We start from the raw sequence: 20498 nt of genomic DNA on the forward strand, positions 1-20498 counted from the left end.
TCGATTTGCACCGTTCTACGTTCCGCCCAGGAGGTGGTTCGTATGAGCGAACACATCAAGCTGCCGGCCACGGCGGCTCAGCAGGACGCCATCGATGTCAACGACTTCGTCTACGTGGCGACGGGGTCGCGCGTCCGCCGGCTGACCATGCCGGACGGAACCCACTGGTTCCCGGCGGTCGATGTCGCGGTGAATCTGGGGTACACCAATACGCGGCAGGCGCTCGGCATGCACGTCCCCGCAACATGCGCGACCACGGTGGCGGAACTTGCGTGAACCGTCTCCGGAGCAGACGGTTCACGCAAGTTCGCAGCTCACGGGCTGAAGAGTCACATGAAGTTGGTGAATCTCCAGGGTCTGGTCCGGCTCGTCAACGCCTGCACGAAGCCGGAGTCCGAGCCGTTCAAGCAGTGGGTGGCGGAGGTCGTCGTCGCCGTCCAACGGGACGGTTCGTACTCCCTGGACAAGGCGGAGATCCAGCCGACCGCGCCCGGCGCCCCGACCGCCTACGCGATGCCGGGGGACGTCGCCGACGCGATCGTCCGGCTGGAGGAGCACAACCTCCGGCTGGACGAGGCGCTGCTCACCACACAGCGCGAGGCGCAGGAGACGCGCCGGGACATGGCGCGGTCGCAGGACCGGCTGGTCCGTGCCATGGACCGGATCGGTGACACGCTGGACGCCATGCTCGCCCGGCAGGCGCAGCCGGCTCCGGCCGCGGTGCCGGAGCCGCCCCGGCTCACGGCGGAATCCGTGCTGGCGGACTGGAAATCGCGGCTCTCCGTGACGGAGGACGTCTGGGCGGTGGCCATCGCCATCGCTCCCGTGCTGGCTGAGCACGGGGAGATCCGGCAGTCGCTGGAGACCATCGCGGCGCGGACCGGCCTGACGGTCCATCGGGTCAACGAGTGTCTGCGGTTCATGCGCAAGCACGCCTGCATCCGCTCGCTCGGGGGGACTCACGAGGGGGCGCCGGTCTATGCGCTGAACCGGCAGTAGCCGGGAACGAAGGTGGGGGCCGTCGCAAACCGAAGTTGCGGCGGCCCCCGGCAGGCAGACTACTGACCCTCATCGGCGGTTCGCGGATGTTCCGGCGCTGTGTCACACGAAGGGGCCACGGACGGGATGTCCGTGGCCCCTTCGTCGTGCTCGTACTTCCGGTTCTACCCGGCGGGCCGTCAGTTGCCGAACAGGCCGCCGTTGTTGTCGTTGCCGGTTCCGCCGGTGGTGAAGAGCTGGACCGTGCCGCCCTGCTGGACGGGCTGGTTCGGCTGCGGGAAGGACTGGGCGACGACGGCGTCGTCCTTCTTCGGGCCGAGGACCTGGACCTTCAGGCCCATGCCCGCCAGCTGGTCCTTGGCGTCCTTCAGCGTCTTGCCGACCAGGTCGCCGGGGACGGTGAGGTTCTGCTGCTGCGGCGCCTTGGCGATGAACAGGGTGACCGTCTGGTCCGGTTGGGCCGTGCTGCCGCCCGCCGGGTCCTGCCGGATGATGGAGCCCACCGGCTTGTCGGCCGACTCCTCGTCCTGGGTCCGCACCTTCAGACCCTGGTCGATGAGCGTCTGCTTCGCCTGGGCCAGGGGCATCTGCGTGACGTCCTTGACCGTGATCTCCTCGGGCTTCTTGGCCACGGTCAGCGTGACGACCGTGTCCTTCGGCTTGAGGGTGCCGCCCGCGGGGTCCTGCTTGGTGACCGTGCCGTCGTCCTTGGTGTTCGACGTCTCGGTCACCTCCTTGACCTGGAATCCCTTGTCCTCGAGGGACTTCTTGGCGTCCTCGAACTTGTCGTTGACGACGTCCGGGACGGGGATCGGGGCCACGCCCTTGGAGATGGAGACCGTGATCGTCTTGTCGGCCGCGAGCGCGTCGTTGGCCTTCGGCAGCTGGTCGCAGATCGCGTTCGCCGGCTGCGCCTCGCAGAACTTGGTGTCGCCCTTGACGACCTTGATGGACGGGTCGACGTTGGCGGCCGCGTTCTGGGCGTCGGCGAAGGACTTCCCCACGAGGTTCGGGGCCGTGAGGGAATCCGGCGCGCCCTTGTCGCTGAACAGCGCCCGGCCGAGGAAGATCGCGCCGACCAGGACGAGGATGCCGGCCAGTACCAGCAGCACCGTCGAGGTGTGGTTCTTCTTCTGCCGGCGGCGGTCGGGGCGGTCGTCGTAGCCGTAGCCCCCGTCGTCGTCGCGGACCGGGGGAAGCATGGAGGTCGCGGGGTTCTGCGGGGGCAGCGCCGTGGTCGCCGCGCCGTCACCGTAGCCGCCGCCGTACCCGCCGTAGCCGACGGATCCCATGGCGGCGGTCGCGCCCACGGGCTGCCCGTCGAGGTACGACTCGATGTCCGCACGCATCTCGTCGGCGGACTGGTACCGGTAGTCCGGGTCCTTGGCCAGCGCCTTGAGGACGATGGCGTCCATCTCGGGCGTGATCTCGGGGTCGAAGTTCGACGGGGGCTGCGGCTCCTCGCGCACATGCTGGTACGCCACGGCCACCGGGGAGTCGCCGACGAACGGCGGCCGCACGGTCAGCAGCTCGTACAGCAGGCAGCCGGCCGAGTACAGGTCGGAGCGGGCGTCGACCTGCTCGCCCTTGGCCTGCTCGGGGGAGAGGTACTGGGCCGTGCCGATGACCGCGGAGGTCTGCGTCATCGTCATGCCGGAGTCGCCCATGGCGCGGGCGATGCCGAAGTCCATGACCTTGACCTGGCCGTTGCGTGTGAGCATCACGTTCGCGGGCTTGATGTCGCGGTGCACGATGCCGGCGCGGTGCGAGTACTCCAGGGCCTGCAGGATGCCGACGGTCATCTCCAGCGAGCGCTCGGGCAGCAGCTTGCGACCGGAGTGCAGCAGTTCGCGGAGGGTGGAGCCGTCGACGTACTCCATGACGATGTACGGGATGGAGATACCGTCGACGTAGTCCTCGCCGGTGTCGTACACGGCGACGATCGACGGATGGTTCAGGGAGGCGGCCGACTGGGCCTCACGGCGGAACCGGGCCTGGAAGGACGGGTCGCGGGCGAGATCCACCCGGAGCGTCTTCACAGCGACGGAGCGGCCGAGCCGGGTGTCGTGGGCGAGGTACACCTCGGCCATGCCACCGCGGCCGAGCACCGAACCCAGCTCGTACCGGCCGCCGAGGCGACGCGGCTCTTCCATAGCTCTTGCCCTTCCCTTAACCGTGCCCTGTGGATGCTCGGGCATACGGTACCCGGCACGCTCGATGGATCCGGGACCTGACCGGGTCCCGATATCCGACCGGTATCGCCACGAGCGGCGATGGGGTGGTTATGGGGAGGAAACTGCCCGGTGGGTGACGTGCGTCACGCGTCCCGTGTCACTTGTTCAGTACGGCCTCCATGACCTTCTTGGCGATCGGCGCGGCCAGGCCACCACCGGAGATGTCGCCACGGGAGGCGTCGGAGTCCTCCACGACGACGGCGACGGCGACCGGGGAGCCGTCGGCGGTCTTGGCGTAGGAGATGAACCAGGCGTACGGGTTCTTGCTGTTGCCGACACCGTTCTGCGCGGTGCCGGTCTTGCCGCCGACGGTGACGCCGTCGATCTGGGCGTTCGTGCCGGTGCCCTCCTTGACCACGGTCTCCATCATCTGCTGGAGCTTCTGGGCGTTGGCGGCCGACACCGGCTGCGAGAACTCGTGGGGCTTCGTCTGCTCGATCACGTTCAGGTTCGGCGCCTGCAGCTTGTCCACCATGTACGGCTGCATGAGCTTGCCGTCGTTGGCGATGGCGGCGGCGACCATGGCCATCTGCAGCGGGGTGGCCGCGGTGTTGTACTGGCCGATCGCGGAGAGCACGTTGGACGGCGCGTCCATCTCCTTGGAGTAGACGCTGGCGTCCGCGCGGACCGGCGTCATGATCTCCTGGTTGAAGCCGAACTTCTCGGCCTGCTCGCGCATCTTGTCCTTCTTGAGCACGTCACCGATGTGACCGAAGACGGTGTTGCAGGACACCTTCAGAGCCACCCGCAGCGAGGCGTTCTTGCAGGGCAGGTCGCCCTCGTTCTCCAGGTTCCTGGAGCTCTGCGGCAGCTTGTAGGGCAGCGGCGAGTCGGTCGGCGCGTCGATGTCCGTGATCTTGCTGATGTCGCCGTTCTCCAGCGCCGCGGCGGCCGTGACGACCTTGAACGTCGAGCCGGGCGGGTAGACCTGGCGCAGCGCCCGGTTGAGCATCGGGTCGTCGGGGTTGTTGGCCTTCTGCAGGGCGAGCCAGTTCTTCTGGTCGGTCTTCGTGGAGGAGCCGGCGAAGGTCGACGGGTCGTACGAGGGCGTGCTGGCCAGCGCCAGGATCGCGCCGGTACGGGGGTCGAGCGCGGCGACCGCGCCCTTCTTGTTGCCGAGGCCGGTGAACGCGGCGAGCTGGGCCTTGGCGTTCAGGGTCGTGATGACCTTGCCGCCCTGCTTCTCCTTGCCGGTCAGCATGTCGATGGTGCGGTTGAAGAAGAGCCGGTCGTCGTTGCCGGTGAGGAACTTGTCGTAGACGCCTTCGAGGAACGTCGTCTGGTACGCCTGCGAGGCGTAGCCGGTGACGGGGGCCCACATGGGGCCGTCCTTGAAGGTGGCCTTGTACTTGAAGTCGCTGCCGGGCGTCTCGACGCTGCCGGTGAGCGACTTGCCGTCGACGATGATGTCGCCCCGCGGCTGGGCGAACTGGTTGATGCTCACCCGCCGGTTGTGCTTGTCGTTCGCCAGCTCGTCACCCGTGACGAACTGCACATAGTTGACGCGGATCAGCAGGGCGAGGACGAGCAGGCCGCAGAAGACCGCGACCCGTCGCAGGGGCTTGTTCACTGGGTGCGCACCACCTGGGTCGGTTCGGCATCGGTTGACGGGGCGGGGCTGGGTGCCGGGCGGCGCGCGGTGTCGCTGATGCGCAGCAGGATCGCGACCAGCGCCCAGTTCGCGATGACGGAAGAACCGCCCTGGGCGAGGAACGGCATGGTCATACCGGTGAGCGGGATGAGGCCGGTGACGCCGCCGGCGACCACGAAGACCTGCAGCGCGAAGGCGCCCGACAGGCCGATCGCGAGCAGCTTGCCGAACGGGTCGCGGGCCGCGAGGGCGGTGCGGACACCGCGCTCGATGAGCAGCCCGTAGAGCAGCAGGACGCCCATCAGGCCGGCCAGGCCGAGCTCCTCGCCGACGGTGGCGAGGATGTAGTCGCTCTTCGGGGCGATGCCGCCGATGAGCCGGGAGTACCCCTGGCCCAGGCCGGAGCCGAACATGCCGCCGGAGCCGAACGCGTACATGGTCTGGGCGGTCTCGGTGACCCCGCCGTTGACCAGCGCGAGCGGGTTCAGCCAGTTGTCGACGCGGTCCTTGACGTGGTGCTCGAAGGTGGAGACGAAGACCGCGCCGGCGGCCGACAGCACCAGGCCGAAGACGATCCAGCTGGTGCGCTCGGTGGCGACGTACAGCATGATCACGAACAGGCCGAAGAAGAGCAGCGAGGTGCCGAGGTCGGTCTCGAAGACCAGGATCAGCAGGCTGAGCACCCACAGCACCAGGATCGGTCCGAGGTCGCGGCCGCGCGGCAGGTACAGGCCCATGAAGCGGCGGCTGGCGAGCGCGAGCGCGTCCCGCTTGACCATCAGGTAGCCGGCGAAGAAGACGGTGATGATGATCTTCGCGAACTCACCGGGCTGCAGCGAACCCACACCCGGGATGGTGACCCAGATCTTGGCGCCGTTGATGCCGGGGAAGAACACCGGCATGATCAGCAGGACCAGCGCCACCACCATGGAGATGTAGGTGTAGCGCTGCAGGATCCGGTGGTCCTTGAGCACGACCAGCACGGCGACGAAGAGCGCGACGCCGAGCGTGGACCACATCAGCTGGGTCGGCGCCATCGCCTTGCCCAGCGAGGGCTCCAGGTCCAGCCGCCAGATGAACACCAGGCCCATGCCGTTGAGCAGCGTCGCGATCGGCAGCATCAGCGGGTCCGCGTACGGCGCGAACTTCCGCACGATGAGGTGCGCGATGCCCGCGAGCAGGCCGAGGCCGAGGCCGTAGGCGAGCAGGCCGGCGGGCAGCGAGCCGTCCTTGGCCAGGCCGACGTTCGCGTACGCGAAGACCGGGATCAGCACGGCGAAGACGAGCAGCGCGAGCTCGGTGTTGCGCCGGCTGGGTGCGCCGACGGAAGAGATGGTGCTGGTGTTGCTGGCACTCATGAAGAGCTGCCCCCTCCTCGTACTACTGCTGGGTGCCGCACTGCGGGGCCAGCTTCTGTTCGTCGGGCGAGAGGGTGGGGCCAGGGGTCGGGACCGCGCCGGTCGGCTTGTTCAGCTTGTCCTGGGCCGCCTTCGCGGCGGCCTTGGCCTTCGCGGCGTTGGTCTTGCCCGCTTCGACCTTCTTGCAGACGTCGGCCTGCTTGGCCAGCTCGTCGGCCTTGTCGGTGGCCTGGCCGAGGCTGCTCAGCGCGATCGTGGCCTCGACCTGGTCGCGCTGGTAGGCCGGCAGGTACTTGAGTTCGATCTCGGGGCGGTCCTGATGGACCTTCGACAGGCTGATCCACGCCAGCTTCTGGTCGATGCCCTGGTAGACGGCGACGTGCTGGTCCTTGGCGCCCACGTAGTACTGGGTCTGCGTCCAGCGGTAGCCGGCGTACAGGCCGCCGCCGAGGACGCCGAGGATGACGACCAGGATCACCGAGCGCTTGAGCCACTTGCGCTTCTTGACCGGCTTGTCGAGCTCCGCGTCGTCGAACGCGCCGAAGGAGCCCATCGGGGCCGCGCCGGCCATCGTCAGATCGCCGCTGCCGGGCGGGCCGAAGGAGCCCGCGGGGCCCGTCTGCTGCGGCGGGGGCGTCCGGCCCAGCTCCGAGGCACGGCCGGCCGGGGTCTGCAGGTGCCGCGGGTCGGAGAGCGGCAGCTGGCTGTCGGCGACGGCGCCCACCACCACCGGGGTGTCGTTCAGCTGTCCGGCCAGCGTGTCGCTGTCGTCCACGTCCAGGACGTCGGCGACGATGCAGGTGATGTTGTCGGGGCCGCCACCGCGCAGCGCGAGCTGGATCAGCTCCTGCACGGTCTCGTTGGGTGCCTGGTACCCCGCGAGGGTGTCCTCGAGGGTCTGGTGGCTGACGACGCCCGACAGCCCGTCGGAGCAGATCAGATACCGGTCGCCGACCCGCACCTCGCGGATCGACAGGTCCGGCTCCACGTGCTCGCCACTGCCCAGCGCGCGCATCAGCAGGGAGCGCTGCGGGTGGGTGGTGGCCTCCTCCTCGGTGATCCGGCCCTCGTCGACGAGCCGCTGCACCCAGGTGTGGTCCTGCGTGATCTGGGTGAGCAGACCGTCGCGGAGCAGGTACGCGCGGGAGTCGCCGACGTGGACGAGGCCGAGCCGCTGCCCGGTCCACAGCAGAGCGGTGAGCGTGGTGCCCATGCCCTCCAGCTGCGGGTCCTCCTCGACCATGACGCGCAGCTGGTCGTTGGCGCGCCGTACGGCGGTGCCGAGCGACGTCAGGATGTCGGAACCGGGAATGTCGTCGTCGAGCGTGACGATGGTGGAGATCACCTCGGACGAGGCGACCTCACCGGCCGCCTGGCCGCCCATGCCGTCGGCGATCGCGAGCAGGCGCGGACCGGCATAGCCGGAGTCCTCGTTGCCCTCCCGGATCATGCCCTTGTGCGAACCGGCGGCGAAACGCAGGCTCAGAGTCATGCGCACCTCGCCCGTCGGCTCCGGGTACATCCGCACGCTGCCCACCCTCTCGCTCGCGCTCGCTGGCTCCGCTCGCCCATTGTGCGACTACTTCCGCAGCTCGATGACGGTCTTCCCGATGCGGATCGGCGCGCCGATCGGCACCGGGGTCGGCGTGGTCAGCCGATTCCGGTCCAGATAAGTGCCGTTGGTGGATCCGAGGTCCTCGACGATCCACTGGCCGTCCCGGTCCGGGTAGATCCTGGCATGCCGACTGGACGCGTAGTCGTCGTCGAGCACGATTGTTGAGTCGTGCGCCCGGCCGAGCGTGATGGTCTGGCCCTGCAACGCGACCGTGGTACCCGTCAGCGAGCCCTCGGCGACGACCAGCTTGGTCGGGGCGCCACGGCGCTGTCGGTTGTTCTGCGGCTGTTGCCGCTGGTTCTGCGCCTGTTGTTGGCGCTGCTGCGGCGGGCGGGACGGGTCGGCCCCGCGCCGTGCCGCGCGCTGGGTCACCCGGGTCCCGAACAGGTCACTTCTGATGACCTGTACCGCGACGATGACGAACAGCCACAGTACGGCGAGGAAACCCAACCGCATGACCGTCAGGGTCAGCTCTGACATTGCCCCCGCTTCACCCTTCGGCTTGCCGGTACACGATGGTGGTGCTCCCGACGACGATGCGAGAGCCGTCGCGGAGCGTAGCGCGCAAGGTGTGCTGCCCGTCCACCACAATGCCGTTTGTTGATCCGAGGTCTTGGACCACGGAAGGCGATCCGACCCTGATTTCGCAGTGCCGGCGCGAGACGCCGGGGTCGTCGACCCTGACATCCGCCTCGGTGCTGCGGCCGAGAACGAGCGTCGGCCGGGAAATCTGGTGCCGGTTGCCGTTGATCTCGATCCAGCGCCGCACCGCGCCGCCGCCGGGACCGCCCTGCGGCGATCCGGCGCCGGGCAGCCGCGTCACGGGCGCCGGTCCGCCGGCACGTCCGCCCGGAGGCGGCCCCGCCGGCATCGGGGGCGGTCCCGAGGGACGATACGGCGCCGCGGCGCGCGGCGGCTCGTGCCGCTGCATCGGCTGCGGCGGCTGTTGCTGGTGGGGCTGCGGTTGCTGGGACTCGCTGGACGCGAGCGTGCGGCTGCGCACCCGGTACAGGCCGGTGTCGAGGTCGTCGGCCTTCTCCAGGTGGACCTTGATGCCGCCCATGAAGGTGTAGCGCTGCTGCTTGGCGTAGTCCTTCACCATGCCGGCGAGTTCCTCGCCGAGCTGCACGGAGTACGGACTGAGCCGTTCGAAGTCGGGCGTGCTCAGCTCGACGATGAAGTCGTTGGGCACCACAGTGCGGTCGCGGTTCCAGATCGTGGCGTTGTTGTCGCACTCACGCTGGAGCGCGCCCGCGATCTCGACCGGCTGGACCTCGCTCTTGAACACCTTGGCGAAGGTGCCGTTCACAAAGCCCTCGAGACGCTGCTCGAAGCGCTTCATTACTCCCATGGGGCACCTCCCTCCTCGGGCTCTTCCGATACTGCTTACTGATCGTATCCACGCGCCGGGAAAACGGCTGGTTCCCCGATCCCGTGGGACGGGGCAGTGTCAACCCTCACACGGTCCACTCGGATGGTAGATGCGGCTCCTGTCCAGTGTCCCGCAACCGGGGGCGCGGCCGTACAGCGCGGTGCTCTCCGGTGAACCCTGCCCGGTGGGGGCCGGGGTACACGGCGCGGACGGCTTCGGAGGCCGGCACCCGGGCGGGCTCAGGCGCCGGGCGGTGTCCGCCCCGGTGGGCGGGCGGAAACGGGTGTGATTCCACCCCTGCCGCCGTGCTAATCTTCTCGAGTCGGAAGGCGCTCCCGCACTGCCCGGACCACGGTCCGGAGGGTGAAGGAGCATCGACCGGCGCCACTTATTGCGCGAGTGGCGGAACGGCAGACGCGCTGGCTTCAGGTGCCAGTGTCCTTCGGGACGTGGGGGTTCAAATCCCCCCTCGCGCACAGAGTAGAACCGTTGAACGGTCTCTCCGGAGTGACGAAAGTCGCTCGGAGGGGCCGTTTTTCGTTGGCCGGTTGTTTCGTGGACGTGGCCCGGGTGACGCTCGTCACTCCTGAGCGGCCCCGCCTCGTGTTCCGCCATCCCCAGAACCCCGTTGGCGTTGTCGGACCCCCCGCGTAGATTCAGCGCCGGTGTCGTCACCGACGATCACCGGACGTTCACCGGCGTTCGCGCCGGATCCCGAGGGGGGATTCATGACCGTGATGCACCGAAGGCTGCCCGGACGGTGGCGCTTCGCCGTTGTTCCGGCCGCGGCGTTGCTCGCCGCCGCGGCAGCCACGACCCCGGCGGCCGCCCAGGACGCCGCACCGGTCCCGGCACCGAGCGGACCCGCCACCACCCCGTCCCCGTCGGGCGGGGGTGACGCCTGCGGGGCCACCGCGCCCTACGGATACATCGGAAACACGGGCGTCACGTTCTCGGCGACATCGAACGGCAAGTCGACGGTCACGTACACCACCGAGTTCCTCATCCAGCCGGGCGACGGCTCGGCGCCGTACGACTACACGCAGACCGGGTACGGCGGGGGCCTGCGCCGGCTGCAGCTCCCGGCCGCCGACTTCACCGACGGGGTGACGTACACCTGGCAGGTCCGTGAGACGGCCTCGGACGGTGGGGTCTCCGACTGGTCGGCCGGCTGCCACTTCATCGCCGACCACACCCGGCCCGCCGTGCCGGTCGTGAAGTCCAAGGTGTTCCCGCCGTCCGGCGGTACGACTCCGGCGCCGCCCGTCCGCACCACGGGTGCCTTCACCTTCAAGGTGTCCGGGCCGGCCGCGGCCGACGCCGTGCGGTTCGAGTACGCGCTGAACGGCGCCGTGCCCAGCATCGGTGCCACGTCGGTACCGGTCGGTCCGCACGGCACGGCGACCGTGAAGCTGACGCCCACCCAGTGGGGGACGAACTGGCTCAACGTCCGGACGGTGGACCGGGCAGGGAACCTCTCGGAGGACGCGCAGTACACCTTCATGGTGTCGTCCGCCGCCGAGCAGGACCACTTCGGCGACCTCAACGGCGACGCGCATCCCGACCTGCTGGCCATCGGTGCGGACGGCAAGCTGTATGTCCTGTACGGGAAGGGCGACGGCACGCTGAAGAAGGCGGTGACGTACGCCGACTCCGGAAGCGCATGGGCACCGGGTGCCGTGCTGCGGAACGGGGACTCGGACTGGGACGGCTACCAGGACCTGCTCAGGGTCAGCGACACCGGGTACATGACGGCGTACAGCAACAACGGTCTGGGTGACTTCGACCAGAGCACGCAGCGACTGGGGAAGTGGACCCGGGCCGACGGCACCAGCTGGAAGGGCGCCACGCAGCTCCTCCACGGCAGCGGGGACGGCCATCTGCTCACCGTGGAGAACGGCCGACTGCTGCGGTGGGACCCGGGTTTCGGATCGATCACCCCCACCGTGCTGGCCACCGGCCTGGAGAACCGCACCGTCATCACCCCTGGTGACGTGACCGGCGACGGCATCGTGGACATCCTGTTCCGGGACGACGTGTCCGGCAGGATCACCCTCGCGGCGGGCAACGCCGACGGGACGATCGCCGCCCCTTCGGCCTGGAAGGCGTTCGGCAGGGGATTCACCGCCGCGGCCTACCCGCGGATCCTCAGCGCAGGGGACGCCAACGGTGACGGTGTCGCCGACCTCTACGCGGCCGACAAGCGCGGCACCCTGAAGTTCTTCGCCGGGCTCAGGGGCGGCGGCTTCGCACCCGCGACGGGCGCGCACGGCGCTCTCGACTGGACGACCGTCGTCTCGGCCGACTGACCGCACCACCTGCCGGAACGCCTGCGGGCAGCCGTCTGCCGCGCACCTCTCGGGGTGCGCGGCAGACGCCGTTCGGTGCCCGACCGGGCGAGCGGGTGGGCAGGTCGTCAGATGGTGGCGGAGTCGCCGTGGCGGCCGAGGCCGGAGGTGAAGCGGCGGGCGCCTTCGGTTACTCCGGCGAGGGCGGCGGAGGCGTTGTGGAGTTCCTGGCGGAGGGCTTCGGGTTCGGGGAGGCCGGCCTGGGTGCGGGCGGACTCGCGGTCGGCGCGCATGCAGGCGGCCGGGTAGCGGGCGATGTCGGCGGCGAGTTCGCGGGCGGCCCGCAGGGCTTCGTCGGGGGGTACCAGGCGGTTGACGAGGCCGATGGCGTGGGCCTCGGGGGCGGGTACCGGGCGGCCGGTCAGGATCAGGTCCATCGCCCGGCTCTCGCCGATGAGGCGGGGCAGCCGTACGGTGCCGCCGTCGATCAGCGGAACGCCCCAGCGGCGGCAGAAGACGCCGAGGACGGCGTCCTCCTCGGCGACCCGCAGATCGCACCACAGGGCGAGTTCCAGTCCGCCCGCGACGGCGTGGCCGCTGATCGCGGCGATGACGGGTTTGGACAGCCGCAGCCGGGTGGGTCCCATCGGGCCGTCGCCGTCCTCGGCGACCCGGTTGCCGCGGTCGGTGCCGACGGCCTTGAGGTCCGCGCCGGCGCAGAAGGTGCCGCCCTGGCCCCACAGGACGGCGACAGCGGCGTCGGGGTCGGCGTCGAAGTCCCGGAACGCGGCGGCCAGGGCCGCGGCGGTGGGGCCGTCGACGGCGTTGCGCGCCCCGGGGCGGTTCAGGACGACGGTGGTGACGGGGCCGTCGCGCTCGACGCGGACCGGGGCGTCGGCGGCGTCTTCGGGTGCGGTCACAGGAGGTGGCGGGCGCGGTCGATGAGGGGTGCGGTGTCGGTGCCGGCGGGGAGGGTGCCGAAGGCGCGGCCGTGGTCGCCGCCGAGCCGGGAGGCGCAGAAGGCGTCGGCAGCGGGGCTGCCGTACTGGACGAGCAGCGAGCCCTGCAGGACCAGCGCCATCGACTCCACGATGCGCCGGGTGCGGAATTCGAGGTCGGTGAGGTCGCCGAGCTCCTTCTTGAGTTCCGCCACGGACGCGTCCAGCCGCCGGTCGGCGCCCGCCGCCAGGTCGGTCTCGGCGAAGAACGCCTCGACGGAGTCGGGCTGACGGGCCATCGCGCGCAGCGCGTCGAGCGCCGAGACGTTGCCCGAACCCTCCCAGATCGACATCAGCGGAGCCTCGCGGTAGAGGCGCGGCATGCCCGACTCCTCGATGTAGCCGTTCCCGCCGAAGCATTCGAGGGCTTCCGCGGCGTGCACGGGACCGCGCTTGCACACCCAGTACTTGGTGACGGCGAGCGCCAGCCTGCGGAAGGACTCCTCGGCGGCGTCGCCGCGCGCCGCGCGGTCGGTGGCGCCGGCCAGCCGGATCGCGACGGTGGTGGCGGCCTCGGACTCCACGGCGAGGTCCGACAGGACGTTGCGCATCAGCGGCTGGTCGATGAGCGGGGCACCGAACGCCGAGCGGTGCGCGGTGTGGTGGACGGCCCGGATCAGGCCGGCGCGCATACCGGTGGCGGCGCCCAGGACGCAGTCCAGACGGGTCAGGTTGACCATGTCGATGATGGTGCGGACCCCGCGGCCCTCCTCGCCGATGAGATACCCGAGGGCACCGTCGTACTCGATCTCGGCGGAGGCGTTGGAGCGGTTGCCGAGCTTGTCCTTGAGGCGCTGCAGCTGGATGCGGTTGCGGGATCCGTCGGGGAGGACGCGCGGCAGCAGGAAGCAGGAGAGGCCGCCGGGGGCCTGGGCGAGGGTCAGGAACAGGTCCGACATGGGCGCGGACGTGAACCACTTGTGGCCGGTCAGCGTGTACGTGCCGGCCTCGCCGCCGGACGGCACGGCCCGGGTGGTGTTGCTGCGGACGTCCGAGCCGCCCTGCTTCTCGGTCATCGACATACCGGCGATGAGGCCGCGCTTGCCGGCCGGGGCGCGGAGCCCGAAGTCGTACTCGCGGGCGGCGAGCAGCGGCTCGTACGCGGCGGCGAGCGCGGGGTTGGCGCGCAGGGCGGGGATGGCGGCGTACGTCATGGAGACCGGGCAGATGTGGCCGGGCTCGACCTGGCCCCAGACGTAGAGCTTGGCGGCGCGGGCGACATGGGCGCCGGGCCGGTCGTCGCGCCAGGGGGCCGCGTGCAGGCCGTGGCTGACGGCGGTGTCCATCAGTTCGTGCCAGGCGGGGTGGAACTCGACCTCGTCGATGCGGTTGCCGTACTGGTCGTGGGTGCGCAGCACCGGTTCGTTCTCGTTGGCCAACCGGCCCAGTTCTTGGGCGTGTTCGGTGCCCGCGAGCGTTCCCAGGGTGTGCAGCGAGTCCTCGGACCAGCCGGCGCCCTGGCGGTGCAGACCCTCGATGAGGGTGGCGTCGGCGGCGACGTCGTGGCCGGTCAGGGGCGGTGCTTGGTTGGTGACCTCATGAGTCTGCGGCATTGCGTCCTCCCAGAGCGCGTAGGGCGAAGGAGACGAGGGCGGGGATCAGGTCGTCGGGTGCGCCGCCGTCGGCGAGCGGGCCGACGAGGGCTTCTCCGACGGCCCCCACCAGGGCGGCGGCGGTGAGATGGGGGTCCTGGGCCGGCAGCCGTCCGGAGGCGACGCCGGCGGCGATCTGTTCCGCGATCACATCGCGGAACGCGCGGCGGAAGATCAGCCGTTCGGCGTCGACGGCGGCGTCGACCGGCTCGGCGAGCAGGGCGTAGGCCAGCCGCGGTGACTTCAGGGCCCGTCCGGCGAAGGTCTCGATGATCGCGGCGACCCGGCCGTGCAGGTCGGCGGGCCGGTTGGCGGCGGCCCGGACGGCCTCGACCTCCCGGCCGCAGACCACCCGGAACAGCTCCGCGACGAGCTCGGCCTTGCTGGGGAACGAGCGGTAGACGCTGCCGGCCGCGATACCGGCCCGTTCGGCGACCGCGGCCACCGAGCAGGCGGCGTAGCCGCGTTCGGCGAGCAGCTCCACCGCTCCGTGGAGCACGGCGTCGCGCTGGGCGTCGAGGCGCGCCTGGATGGTGGGGGTCCTGCGGTAGGGCATACGTAGGAGTGAAGCAGTGATTCAGTTCTTCATCAAGACCCGGTCCTGACGGTTCTGGGACGCTTCGGCCGGGCTGCTGCCGGGTTTCTCAGGGCTTCTTCGGGGTGAAGAGCGCGGTGGCCAGGGCCAGTCCGAGGACGGCGCCGGTCAGCTGGGCGGCGATGAAGCCGGGCAGTGAGCCGGGGGCGATTCCGGTGAACGTGTCGCTGAAGGAGCGGCCGACGGTGGCGGCGGGGTTGGCGAACGAGCTGGAGGAGGTGAACCAGCAGGCGGCGCCGATATAGGTCGCGACGGCGACGGGTGCCAGCTGGGTGCGGCCGCTGCGGACCAGGCCGGTGACGAGCAGCACGAGCCCGGTGGTGGCGACGACTTCGCTCAGCAGCAGATGCCCCGCCGACAGGTCGTGGGTGGACCAGCTGATCAGCGGGCGGTCGAACATGGCGTCCGCGAGCACCGATCCGGCGATGGCGCCGGAGGTCTGCGCGATGACGTACAGGGCCACGGTCCGGGCGCCGTACGCGGTCGGGCCGCCGCGTGCGGTCCACCAGTCGGCGAGGGTGACCACGGGGTTGAGGTGCGCGCCGGAGACCGGGGCGAGAAGGGTGATCAGCACCCAGAGTCCCAGGGCGGTGGCCAGCACGTTGGCCAGCAGCTGCACCCCGACGTCCTGGCTGAGGCGGGTGGCCTGGATTCCGGAGCCGACCACGACGGCCACCAGGGCGGCGGTGCCGACCAGTTCGGCGGCGGCTCTCCTGAGGGGCGGGACAGCCGGCCGGGTGGCTTCCCGCGCCGGAACGGCCTGTGTCTGCATACCCAGATTCTGAGGCCTGTATCGGAATATTGTTTCCGTATACTGGAAATGAGACATGTTCGGTATCGCCACCGGCTGGTTCCGGCGGGTCGCTCACTGGTCGGGAAGCCAGTTGCCGTGGAATCCGTAGGGCACCCGCTGGGGCAGATGGATGGTCGCGACCGGCGGGGCGGCGAGGTGCTCGGCGTCCAGGATCACCAGGTCACTGGTGCCGGTGCCGGCGTCGTACACATAGGTGAGCAGCCAGCCGGGGCCGCCCGCGAGGTCGTCGGCCGGGGCGAAGGCGGCTTCGCCGGGGGTGCGGCCGGGCGCGAACTCATGGCTGCTGACGCCGCCGGTCCGCAGGTCGTAGCGGACCAGGGCGCCGGCCACCGGCCCGCGTCCCAGCCCCTCGGCGGTGGTGACATGGCCGAACCGGGCCGGCCGGCCGGCGAGCCGGTCGTCGACCCGGGGGAACTCGCACGGCCGGTCGTCGATCTGCTCCTCGGCGACGGTGCCGGTCACGAGGTCCAGCGTCCAGCGCCACAAGGTGGCGGGCCGGTGGGCCAGATCCGGCGCGTAGTGGTGCGGATAGCGCGTGACGTGCAGGACGATCCGGTCGCCATCACCCTCGTCGTACGCGTTGAGCCCGTGGAAGACGTAGCAGGGGTCGATCGGGAACCAGCGGACGGCGCCGTACGGATCGTCCCTGCGCAGCACGCCGAGCCGGGCGCCGTAGGCCGGGTCCCACTGGTACGGCATGCCGCCGCCGGGGCGCATGGCCTCCTGGAGGTTGAAGACCACGGGCAGATCCATGAACACCACGTGGGAGGCGGTGAGATGGAAGTCGTGCATCATCGTGTGCGCCGGGACGTCCACGGGGCGGCTGACGACCAGCTCGCCGGAGGCGTCGGCCCGGTGGTACGTGAGGTACGGGGCGGTGAGCCCGCCGTATCCGAAGAAGTGCAGCTCCCCGGTGGTCGGGCAGGTCTTGGGGTGGGCGGTCATCGGGGTGTCGAGCCGGCCGCCGAAGTCGTACGGTCCGACGGTCTCCAGCTCATGCCCGGGGCGGCAGTCGATCTCGTACGGGAACGACGCCTCGACCAGGGCGAGGGTGCGGCCCGCGTGCCGGACGATGTGGGTGTTGGCGGGGCCGGCGGTGAGATCCAGATTGCCCTGGTCGTCATAGATCCGGGCGCCGTGGGTGAAGGTCGAGGTACGGACCCAGCGGTTGCGGTACGAGGTGGCGCGGCCGCCTTCGAGGCGGACGCCGTGCACCATTCCGGCGCCGAAGAACCAGTGCGGGGAGGCGGCGTCCTGCGGGTTGGGGCCGTTGCGCAGGTACCAGCCGGTCAGCTCGGGCGGGATCGATCCGGTGACCAGCAGGTCGTAGGCGGTCAGTTCCTCCGCGACGGGGGCGAAGTTGCCGGACAGATGCGGGGCGGCGGCGGGCTGCTGGGTCATGCGGGGTCAGCCTTCCTGCGTGCCGGGCTCGGAGAGGCGGGCCCGGACGCGGTCCGGGTAGCGGGCGGTGAAGAGCGCGGGGACCACGAAGCCGGCGACCTGGATCGGGATCGAGACACCGCTGCCGAGGTCCGCGGCGTAGACGGGGATCAGCACGGCGGCGGTGACGGTGAAGGCGGCGGCCCAGACGGCGGTGATCACCACGTTGATCCGGAGGAAGACCGGGCTGTTCCACACCTCGGGCGGGGCCTGGCGCTTCGCGATGCCGGTGGTGAAGGGGCGGCGGACGGCGAGGGTGGCCCAGGCGGTGATGGCCAGCCAGCCGAGCGACAGCGCCCCGCTGTAGTCCTCCAGGCCGGAGTCCGGACGGGAGAAGGCGACCACGCTGAGGACCGCGAAGAACGCGATCGTGCTGAACTCCAGAATCTGGGACTCGGCGGCGATGCCCGCCTTGCGGTCCTGGATCAGCAGCCAGATGCCGAGGACGAGACCCGTGAGAGCCCCCCACTGCCAGCCGGCCGAGGAGACGGCGGCGAAGGCGATCCAGGGGATGAAGCCGCGCAGGTAGTTCATGACAGGCCTTCCAGTGGTCCGGGTTCCGGGTTCGTGGTCCGGGTGGGTGGTCCCGGATGGTGGTCCGGGTCCGGCATTCCATTTCCGACGTGTCAAAAGTAGAACGTCCAGCATTGACGTGTCAAGAGTGGAAGGTAGGATGGAACACATGAGCCTCCGCCACGCACTGCTGGGCCTCTTGGTCGAACGTCCGGCCAGCGGCTACGACCTGATGAAGCTGTTCGAGACCTCCCTCGCCAATGTCTGGCCCGCGACCCAGAGCCAGGTCTACGGCGAGCTGGGGCGTCTCGCCGATACGGGCCTGCTGGAAGTGGCCGCGGAAGGACCGCGCGGCCGCAAGGAGTACGCCCTCACCGACGAAGGCCTCGCCGAGCTGCGGCACTGGCTCACCGAGACGGAACCCGACCGGGTGCGCCGCAGCGAAACGTTGCTGCGGGTCTTCTTCCTGGGCGTTCTCACTCCGGTGGAGGCGTGCGCGTACCTCGGGAACGAGGCGTCCCGCGCCGCCGATCACCGGGCCTCGCTGAAGGAGCTGGAGGCGGCGGTGAACTGGGGCGACGACCAGCCCTCCGTCTACGGCCGGCTGGCCCTGGAGTACGGGCTGCGCTTCACCGCCATGCAGGAGGAGTGGGCCCGCTGGGCCGCGGACCAGGTCGCGGACCGCGCGCGCTGACCCGCGGCCCGGCACACCGATCGGCCGAGTGGCGGAGCGGCCGGTCCGGACCGGCCGCGCAAGGGTGGCAGCCCGGCGGGAACCGGGGCAGGGTGGTGTCCGTTGGAGCTATTGGGCAAAGGAATCGTCAAGCGGCGCGGCCCGCGCCGGATTGAGCAGGGAGTCCATCATGGGTGTCAGCCTCTCCAAAGGCGGCAATGTCTCGCTGACGAAGGAGGCCCCCGGACTGACGGCGGTCACCGTCGGCCTGGGCTGGGACGTGCGCACGACGACCGGCACCGACTTCGACCTGGACGCGAGTGCGCTGCTGGTCGATACGACCGGCAAGGTTGTCTCGGACAAGCACTTCATCTTCTTCAACAACCTCAAGAGCCCGGACGGTTCCGTCGAGCACACCGGCGACAACCTCACGGGCGAGGGCGAGGGCGACGACGAGGCCGTCAAGGTGAGCCTCGCGACCGTTCCGCCCGAGGTCGACAAGATCGTGTTCCCGGTCTCGATCTATGAGGGCGAGAGCCGTCAGCAGAGCTTCGGCCAGGTCCGCAACGCGTTCATCCGTGTGGTGAACCAGGCGGACAACAACGAACTGGCACGTTACGACCTCACCGAGGACGCCTCCACCGAGACCGCGATGGTCTTCGGCGAGCTCTACCGCAACGGCGCGGAGTGGAAGTTCCGGGCTGTCGGCCAGGGCTACGCCTCGGGGCTGCGCGGTATCGCGCAGGACTTCGGCGTCAACCTCTGACCTCGGCGTCATGTGAGGAAGGGCCGCGCGACGACTGTCGCGCGGCCCTTCCCCGTCTGTTCCGTCCGCGGTGTCCGCCGGTGGATTCCTAGGCGGGCTGGTCGGCCGGCGCGCTGACCGGGGCCGGGCCGGAGGCCGCGACCTGCGGCCGGGCGTGGCGGGCCGGGATGAAGGCGGCGATCAGCAGGGCGGCGAGGCCGGCCCCGCAGGCGATCGCGAACGCGACCCGGAAACCGTTCAGCGTGGGCAGCGGCACGCCGCCGAACGGCTGCGTCATATGGGCGAGCACCACGCCGACGACCGCGCTGGAGACCGAGGTGCCGATCGACCGCATCAGAGTGTTGAGGCCGTTGGCGGCCGCCGTCTCCGACAGCGGCACGGCGCCCATGATCAGCGCGGGCATGGCGGCGTAGGCGAGCGCGATGCCGGTGCCGATGACCGCCGATACCAGGATGACCTCCCAGACGGTGTCCATCAGGAACAGCCCCATGGCGTAACCGGCGGCGACGACCGCCACCCCCAGCATCAGCGAGGTCTTCGGGCCGCGGGCGGCCGAGATCCGGGCCGACAGCGGCGAGATCACGATCATCACCAGCCCGGCGGGGGCCAGGCACAGCCCGGCCGCGACCATCGACTGGCCGAGGCCGTAACCGGTCGCCTTGGGCAACTGCAAGAGCTGCGGAAGCACGATCGACATCGCGAAGAGGGCGAACCCGACCAGGACCGACGCGAGGTTGGTGAGCAGTACCTGGGGGCGGGCGGTGGTCCGCAGATCCACCAGCGGCGCGGTGGTCCGCAGCTCGAAGGTGCCCCAGCCGAGCAGGATCAGTACGGCGGCGCCGAGCAGTCCGAGGGTGGTGCCGCTGCCCCAGCCCCAGTCGCCGCCCTTGGACACGGCCAGCAGGAGACAGACCAGCCCGGCCGAGAGGCCGGCCGCACCGGGGAAGTCGAACCGTGCGGGGGTGCGCACCGCCGACTCGGGGACCAGGAAGAAGATGAGCGCGGCGGCCGCCGCCCCGAGCCCGGCCGAGCACAGGAACAGCGAGTGCCAGTCGAAGTGCTGGGCGATCGCCGCGGCACCCGGCATGCCGAGCGCTCCGCCGATGCCGAGCGAGGAGCTCATCAGGGCCATCGCGGAGCCCATCCGCTCCTTGGGCAGCTCGTCACGCATGATGCTGATGCCCAGCGGAATGACGCCCATCGCGCCGCCCTGGAAGGCCCGGCCGATCACCATCGGGAGCAGCGAGGTGGTGAAGGCGCAGATCAGCGAGCCGATGATCAGCAGGCCGAGGCTGAACAGCAGGATCCGCCGCTTGCCGTACATGTCGCCGAGCCGGCCCATGACGGGGGTGGCGACCGCGCCGGCCAGCAGGGTCGCGGTGATCACCCATGAGGCATCGGAGGCGGAGGCGTGCAGCAGTTCGGGGAGCTCGGGGATCAGCGGGACCACGAGGGTCTGCATGACCGCCACGACGATGCCCGCGAACGCGAGCACCACGACGATGGAGCCGCCCCGGTCGCGGGCCGCTGGATCGGATATCTGGGGCACGTGTACCGCCTCCGGGTGAAGTTGTTGATGTGCACGATACACAGGATGTGTATCGTGCACATTGCGTACCTCGTGGATACGCGCGGCGCGCAGGACGCGGT

Annotated in this window: 18 protein-coding genes and 1 tRNA gene; 6 read left to right on the forward strand and 13 right to left on the reverse strand. The window is 70.3% G+C overall.

All coding sequences use genetic code 11. From position 1 onward, the window contains the following. The first annotated feature begins 42 nt into the window (after positions 1-42). The gene (locus tag LNW72_RS41705; protein ID WP_308401997.1) at positions 43-276 is read left to right on the forward strand and encodes a hypothetical protein; all 234 of its coding nucleotides are present in this window, start codon (positions 43-45) and stop codon (positions 274-276) included. A 45-nt stretch (positions 277-321) separates the two neighbouring features. After that, on the forward strand, positions 322-999 hold the full coding sequence (locus LNW72_RS20830; RefSeq protein WP_308402145.1) for a Bro-N domain-containing protein: 678 nt from the start codon (positions 322-324) through the stop codon (positions 997-999). Positions 1000-1178: 179 nt separating this feature from the next. On the opposite strand, the gene pknB is transcribed toward LNW72_RS20830, so the two are convergent. From pknB to LNW72_RS20860, 6 genes are all read right to left on the reverse strand, one after another. Further along, entirely contained in the window at positions 1179-3152 is a 1974-nt protein-coding gene (gene pknB / locus LNW72_RS20835; protein ID WP_250976790.1) for a Stk1 family PASTA domain-containing Ser/Thr kinase, read from the reverse strand. Positions 3153-3330: 178 nt separating this feature from the next. Then, entirely contained in the window at positions 3331-4803 is a 1473-nt protein-coding gene (locus LNW72_RS20840) for a penicillin-binding protein 2 (protein WP_250976791.1), read from the reverse strand. Continuing rightward, complete coding sequence (locus LNW72_RS20845) at positions 4800-6182, reverse strand: FtsW/RodA/SpoVE family cell cycle protein (RefSeq protein ID WP_138351201.1); 1383 nt, start codon at positions 6180-6182, stop codon at positions 4800-4802. The genes LNW72_RS20840 and LNW72_RS20845 overlap by 4 nt, the downstream gene beginning before the upstream one ends. 22 nt (positions 6183-6204) lie before the next feature. Then, entirely contained in the window at positions 6205-7674 is a 1470-nt protein-coding gene (locus LNW72_RS20850; RefSeq protein WP_250976792.1) for a PP2C family serine/threonine-protein phosphatase, read from the reverse strand. 87 nt (positions 7675-7761) lie between these two features. Further along, positions 7762-8277 carry an FHA domain-containing protein gene (locus tag LNW72_RS20855; protein WP_250976793.1) on the reverse strand — a complete coding sequence of 172 codons (516 nt, stop codon included), beginning with the start codon at positions 8275-8277 and terminating at the stop codon, positions 7762-7764. A 10-nt stretch (positions 8278-8287) separates the two neighbouring features. Further along, on the reverse strand, positions 8288-9148 hold the full coding sequence (locus LNW72_RS20860) for a DUF3662 and FHA domain-containing protein (RefSeq protein ID WP_250976794.1): 861 nt from the start codon (positions 9146-9148) through the stop codon (positions 8288-8290). 414 nt (positions 9149-9562) lie between these two features. On the opposite strand from LNW72_RS20860, the gene LNW72_RS20865 reads away from it, so the two are divergent. Together LNW72_RS20865 and LNW72_RS20870 are read left to right on the forward strand one after the other, a co-directional pair. Beyond that, positions 9563-9645, forward strand: a tRNA-Leu gene (locus tag LNW72_RS20865). Positions 9646-9897: 252 nt separating this feature from the next. Then, entirely contained in the window at positions 9898-11478 is a 1581-nt protein-coding gene (locus LNW72_RS20870) for a VCBS repeat-containing protein (RefSeq protein WP_250976795.1), read from the forward strand. A 107-nt stretch (positions 11479-11585) separates the two neighbouring features. Here the strand turns inward: LNW72_RS20870 and LNW72_RS20875 are convergent, their stop codons facing one another. The 6 genes from LNW72_RS20875 to LNW72_RS20900 all read right to left on the reverse strand — a co-directional run bounded on the left by LNW72_RS20875 (position 11586) and on the right by LNW72_RS20900 (position 17430). After that, a complete protein-coding gene (locus LNW72_RS20875) occupies positions 11586-12377 on the reverse strand; it encodes a crotonase/enoyl-CoA hydratase family protein (protein ID WP_250976796.1) in 792 nt (263 codons plus the stop codon). Next, positions 12374-14008, reverse strand: a complete 1635-nt coding sequence (locus tag LNW72_RS20880) for an acyl-CoA dehydrogenase family protein (RefSeq protein ID WP_250976797.1) — start codon at positions 14006-14008, stop codon at positions 12374-12376. The genes LNW72_RS20875 and LNW72_RS20880 overlap by 4 nt, the downstream gene beginning before the upstream one ends. Next, positions 13992-14603, reverse strand: coding sequence for a TetR/AcrR family transcriptional regulator (locus tag LNW72_RS20885; RefSeq protein ID WP_250976798.1), 612 nt, complete (start codon positions 14601-14603; stop codon positions 13992-13994). The genes LNW72_RS20880 and LNW72_RS20885 overlap by 17 nt, the downstream gene beginning before the upstream one ends. An 88-nt stretch (positions 14604-14691) precedes the next feature. Next, entirely contained in the window at positions 14692-15414 is a 723-nt protein-coding gene (locus tag LNW72_RS20890; protein WP_250976799.1) for an MIP/aquaporin family protein, read from the reverse strand. Positions 15415-15507: 93 nt separating this feature from the next. Then, entirely contained in the window at positions 15508-16857 is a 1350-nt protein-coding gene (locus LNW72_RS20895; protein WP_250976800.1) for a carotenoid oxygenase family protein, read from the reverse strand. A gap of 6 nt (positions 16858-16863) precedes the next feature. Beyond that, positions 16864-17430: a hypothetical protein gene (locus LNW72_RS20900; protein ID WP_250976801.1), complete on the reverse strand. Its 567-nt coding sequence runs from the start codon at positions 17428-17430 to the stop codon at positions 16864-16866. A 148-nt stretch (positions 17431-17578) separates the two neighbouring features. Here LNW72_RS20900 and LNW72_RS20905 point away from each other — a divergent pair, with 148 nt between their 5' ends. Together LNW72_RS20905 and LNW72_RS20910 are read left to right on the forward strand one after the other, a co-directional pair. After that, positions 17579-18103 carry a PadR family transcriptional regulator gene (locus tag LNW72_RS20905; protein WP_250976802.1) on the forward strand — a complete coding sequence of 175 codons (525 nt, stop codon included), beginning with the start codon at positions 17579-17581 and terminating at the stop codon, positions 18101-18103. Positions 18104-18272: 169 nt separating this feature from the next. Further along, positions 18273-18848 carry a TerD family protein gene (locus tag LNW72_RS20910; protein WP_138351212.1) on the forward strand — a complete coding sequence of 192 codons (576 nt, stop codon included), beginning with the start codon at positions 18273-18275 and terminating at the stop codon, positions 18846-18848. Between the two features lie 88 nt (positions 18849-18936). Here the strand turns inward: LNW72_RS20910 and LNW72_RS20915 are convergent, their stop codons facing one another. Further along, positions 18937-20310, reverse strand: coding sequence for an MFS transporter (locus LNW72_RS20915; RefSeq protein WP_374117417.1), 1374 nt, complete (start codon positions 20308-20310; stop codon positions 18937-18939). Positions 20311-20498 lie beyond the last annotated feature (188 nt).

Origin of the sequence: Streptomyces sp. RKAG293 (genome assembly GCF_023701745.1) — a bacterium.
Lineage (GTDB): Bacteria > Actinomycetota > Actinomycetes > Streptomycetales > Streptomycetaceae > Actinacidiphila.

Coding starts and splice junctions, on each gene's coding strand:
- LNW72_RS41705 (WP_308401997.1), top strand. CDS start 43: ATGAGCGAACACATCAAGCTGCCGGCCACGGCGGCTCAGCAGGACGCC.
- pknB (WP_250976790.1), bottom strand. CDS start 3,152: ATGGAAGAGCCGCGTCGCCTCGGCGGCCGGTACGAGCTGGGTTCGGTG.
- LNW72_RS20845 (WP_138351201.1), bottom strand. CDS start 6,182: ATGAGTGCCAGCAACACCAGCACCATCTCTTCCGTCGGCGCACCCAGC.
- LNW72_RS20850 (WP_250976792.1), bottom strand. CDS start 7,674: ATGACTCTGAGCCTGCGTTTCGCCGCCGGTTCGCACAAGGGCATGATC.
- LNW72_RS20855 (WP_250976793.1), bottom strand. CDS start 8,277: ATGTCAGAGCTGACCCTGACGGTCATGCGGTTGGGTTTCCTCGCCGTA.
- LNW72_RS20860 (WP_250976794.1), bottom strand. CDS start 9,148: ATGGGAGTAATGAAGCGCTTCGAGCAGCGTCTCGAGGGCTTTGTGAAC.
- LNW72_RS20870 (WP_250976795.1), top strand. CDS start 9,898: ATGACCGTGATGCACCGAAGGCTGCCCGGACGGTGGCGCTTCGCCGTT.
- LNW72_RS20880 (WP_250976797.1), bottom strand. CDS start 14,008: ATGCCGCAGACTCATGAGGTCACCAACCAAGCACCGCCCCTGACCGGC.
- LNW72_RS20885 (WP_250976798.1), bottom strand. CDS start 14,603: ATGCCCTACCGCAGGACCCCCACCATCCAGGCGCGCCTCGACGCCCAG.
- LNW72_RS20890 (WP_250976799.1), bottom strand. CDS start 15,414: ATGCAGACACAGGCCGTTCCGGCGCGGGAAGCCACCCGGCCGGCTGTC.
- LNW72_RS20895 (WP_250976800.1), bottom strand. CDS start 16,857: ATGACCCAGCAGCCCGCCGCCGCCCCGCATCTGTCCGGCAACTTCGCC.
- LNW72_RS20900 (WP_250976801.1), bottom strand. CDS start 17,430: ATGAACTACCTGCGCGGCTTCATCCCCTGGATCGCCTTCGCCGCCGTC.
- LNW72_RS20905 (WP_250976802.1), top strand. CDS start 17,579: ATGAGCCTCCGCCACGCACTGCTGGGCCTCTTGGTCGAACGTCCGGCC.
- LNW72_RS20910 (WP_138351212.1), top strand. CDS start 18,273: ATGGGTGTCAGCCTCTCCAAAGGCGGCAATGTCTCGCTGACGAAGGAG.
- LNW72_RS20915 (WP_374117417.1), bottom strand. CDS start 20,310: ATGCAGACCCTCGTGGTCCCGCTGATCCCCGAGCTCCCCGAACTGCTG.